Source organism: Peterkaempfera griseoplana (genome assembly GCF_001418575.1).
In the GTDB taxonomy this organism is placed as follows: domain Bacteria; phylum Actinomycetota; class Actinomycetes; order Streptomycetales; family Streptomycetaceae; genus Peterkaempfera; species Peterkaempfera griseoplana.
Genome location: NZ_LIQR01000711.1, coordinates 1 through 3,469 on the forward strand (window position 1 = coordinate 1; position 3,469 = coordinate 3,469).

Below are 3,469 nucleotides of genomic sequence, written 5' to 3' on the forward strand. Positions count from 1 at the left end.
GAGCCCGAGGAGGAGTACGAGGAGCAGGAGGAGCGGGAGACAGGCGCGGACGAGGAAGAGCCCGAGGAGGCCGACGAGGAGCAGCCCGAGGAAGCCGACGAGGAGCAGAGCGACGAGGAGCAGACGGAGGCCAGGCCCCGGCGCACCGGCGGGGGACGTGGGGCGGAGGCCGAGGCGGAGCCGCCCCGGTCCCGCTCGGTGAAGGAGTCCGCGGCCAGGAAGGCCTCCACCAAGAAGGCGGCAGCCCAGAAGGCCGTCGGTGCGGCGAAGAAGACCGCGCCGCGCAAGGCGACAGCGAAGGTGACCGCTGCACAGGCCGCCAGGAAGATCGCGTCGCGACGCGGAGGTGAACGGCATGGCTGAGGAGCACGGGAGCGGAACGCTGACCGGGGGACTGGGACGCCTTGTGGAGCAGCTGCCCACCGACCGTCTCCGGGAGCAGGCCCAGGACCTCGCGGGCGCGCTCGGTGAGCGGGCGGCCGGGGCCCTGGCCGAGAAGGTGGACAGCGTCACCGGCCGCCTCACCGAGTACGCGCAGAACCCCGGCAGCTCGGGCCTCTCCGCCGCGCTCACCGGCGGCCGGGCGCTGGCCGAGGGCAAGTCCCCGATGCGGGCGATGCTCGGGGCGGGAGTCACCCAGGCGAAGGACAAGGTCAAGGGTGTCTTCGGAGGGGGCGGTGGCGGCGGCCGCAAGGGGCGCGGCAAGAAGATCAAGGTCACCAATATCGTCGAGGACATCGATGTGGGTGTTCCGGTACGGGTCGCCTACAACCAGTGGACGGAATTCGGCTCCTTCCCCGGCTTCATGAAGAAGGTGGAGAGCGTCGAGCACGAGGCGGACGAGAAGTCCAACTGGAAGGCCCAGGTGTTCTGGTCGCACCGGACCTGGCAGGCGACCATCCGGGAACAGGTCCCGGAGGAGCTGATCGTCTGGCGCTCCAAGGGCGCCAAGGGACACGTCGACGGGGCGGTCACCTTCCATGAACTCACCCCCGACCTCACCCGCATCCTGGTCGTCCTGGAGTACCACCCGCAGGGACTCTTCGAGCGCACCGGCAACCTGTGGCGGGCCCAGGGACGCCGGGTGAGGCTCGAACTCAAGCACTTCCGGCGCCATGTCATGACCCACACGCTGCTGGACCCGGACGAGGTGGAGGGCTGGCGCGGTGAGATCCGCGACGGCGAGGTCGTCAGGACCCATGAGGAGGCTCTGGAGCAGGAGCAGAAGGATCGCGAGGCTGAGGAGCCGGAGGACGAGCACGAGGAGGAAGCCGGATACGAGGAGGAGCCCGAGGAGGGCGAATTCGAGGAGGAGGAAGAGCCCGAGGACGAGGAGGAGCGCGACGAGGACGAGGAGCACGACGAGGAGGACGAGGGGGAAGAGCGCGACGAGGACGAGGAGGACGAGGACGAGGAGGACGAGGGGGAAGAGGACGAGGGGGAAGAGGAGGACGAGTACGAGGAGCCCGAGGAGGAGTACGAGGAGGACGAGCCCGCGGAGCCGCCCAGGAGGCCGGGGCGCAGGATGTCCTCCCGCGCACGCTGAGGGATCCTGCCGGCTCGGCCGTCCGGGGGACGGTCCCCGTGGGCCCGCCCGTACCCCCGTACCCGGGCCGATGACCCCAAAGTCCCCGCACCGCGGCGCCCTCGCTCACCGCCGGCGGCACCATCGCCGCCGGCGTCGGTGTGCCGCCGCGGAGGGCTTCCGGCGGGCGGTCCCGGGCCGCCGGACCTACGGTGGGAGCGCAGCTCTGCAGCAGCCGCCACCTGGGAGAACACATGCCGCTCTACCGCTGGGTGCTCGAGGTCACCGACCGCGACGGGCAGCAGACCCGCATCATGGACGACCATGTCCGCCCCAACCCCGAGGAGTACGAGGGCTCCGCGCACGACTTCGCCGATCGGCGGATGCGTGAGTGGATCGGGGCGCGGCAGGGGGACGCGGGGCTGCTGCCGCGATCGGTGCGGGCGCTGGTGTGGCTGGAGCTCGACAGTGAGGGTGCGCCGGCCGCCGAGGCCCACTGGGAGTCCTGACGTCGCAGCGCATCGCAGCGGCGGGGGTGGTGGCGCCGGGGCCTGCCCGTGGCACGTTTCACCGTGGTGACCTCCGGTTAGGCGCCTGCGCGCGGGCACCGCGTCCAGCGGTCGAGCGGGGGAGCAGAGCAGCCATGGGGAAGTCCCGGAGGTACGCAGGCGTGGCCGAATCAGGGCGGGGCGGTGGGGAGAGCCGCGCGACCGTACTCGTCGCGGCCGCGGCGAATCTGGGAGTGGCCGCAGCCAAGGCGGTCGGCGGAATCGTCAGCGGTTCGAGCGCCATGCTCTCGGAGGCGGCGCACTCGGTCGCGGACACCGTCACCGAGGTGATGCTGCTGACCGCGCTGACCCGCAGCAGCCGGACCCCGGACGAGGAGCACCCGCTCGGTTACAGTTCCGAGCGCTATGTCTGGGCGCTGCTCGCCTCGGTGGCCACCTTCTTCGGCGGTGCCGTGTTCTCCGTGTACGACGGCGTCCAGGCGTTGATCCACGGCGGGCAGACGGTGGACCCGCTGGTGTCCTACGTCGTCCTCGGCTGCGCCTTCGTCATGGAGGCCGTCTCGCTGGTGCGTGGACTCCGCCAGGTGCAGGGCGAGGCGGCGCGGTTGGAGCGCCCGGTCGGACGGCATCTGCGGCGCACTCCGGACACCACCGTGAAGGCCGTGGTGGTGGAGGACTCGGCCGCACTGATCGGTATCGGCCTGGCGGCCGGCGGGCTCGTCGCTGACCAGGTCACCGGCCAGGGCGTCTGGGACGGCATCGCCTCCCTGCTCATCGGTGTGCTGCTGACCTGCGTCGCCTGGAACCTGGGCCGCAGCAACGCCTCCCTGCTCATCGGGCGTTCGGTCTCGCACCAGATGCGGGTGGAGGTCCGGGCGGAACTGCTCGCCCTGCCGCACATCGAGGACGTCCTCGAGCTTGTGACGCTGATCCGGGGCCCCGACGACGTCCTGATCGCCGCCAAGATCGATCTGCGGGACAGGTCCAGCGCCGGTGAGATCGAGGAGGGGTGCACGGAGGCGGAGCGGGTGCTGCGGGGTCGGTTCCCGGCGATCCGGCATGTCTATCTGGACCCCACCCCGGGCGGCCCCGACCCGCTGCCGGAGCCGGCCTGAGCACCCGGGTACGCCGGGGGGACACACCCAGCGCGGCCCGACCGGGCCGCACAGCCCGGCAACGACGAGCCCGGTCACCAGCCCGGACCCCTCCTGCGCGCTGCCGCGAAGGCGGGGAACGGATGGCCGGTGGCCGGGCTGTGCGGGTAGGGGTGCGGACGGACGCGGTCAGCGGCCCAGGGCGTGGGCGAGTTCCTTCTTGTTCATCTTCGAACGGCCCTTGACGTTGCGCTGCTTGGCCTCGTTGTACAGCTGGTCGTACGTGGGTCCCTCGGCGCCGGAGTGGGAGCGCCGGCCACCCCGCCGGCCGGCGGGCATGT

At 71.8% G+C, this 3,469-nt stretch carries 3 protein-coding genes and 1 pseudogene; all 4 read left to right on the forward strand.

The features are described from left to right. Positions 1–363 (forward strand): annotated as a pseudogene (locus AOK09_RS35805) (histone protein); the annotation flags it as partial. Further along, positions 356–1,546, forward strand: a complete 1,191-nt coding sequence (locus tag AOK09_RS35810; RefSeq protein ID WP_055591352.1) for an SRPBCC family protein — start codon at positions 356–358, stop codon at positions 1,544–1,546. The pseudogene AOK09_RS35805 and the gene AOK09_RS35810, both read left to right, overlap by 8 nt. A 233-nt stretch (positions 1,547–1,779) precedes the next feature. Then, positions 1,780–2,034 (forward strand): hypothetical protein, encoded by a 255-nt coding sequence (locus AOK09_RS39805; protein WP_055591353.1) that lies wholly within the window; start codon positions 1,780–1,782, stop codon positions 2,032–2,034. Positions 2,035–2,168: 134 nt separating this feature from the next. Continuing rightward, positions 2,169–3,149, forward strand: coding sequence for a cation diffusion facilitator family transporter (locus AOK09_RS35820; RefSeq protein WP_055591354.1), 981 nt, complete (start codon positions 2,169–2,171; stop codon positions 3,147–3,149). Positions 3,150–3,469 lie beyond the last annotated feature (320 nt).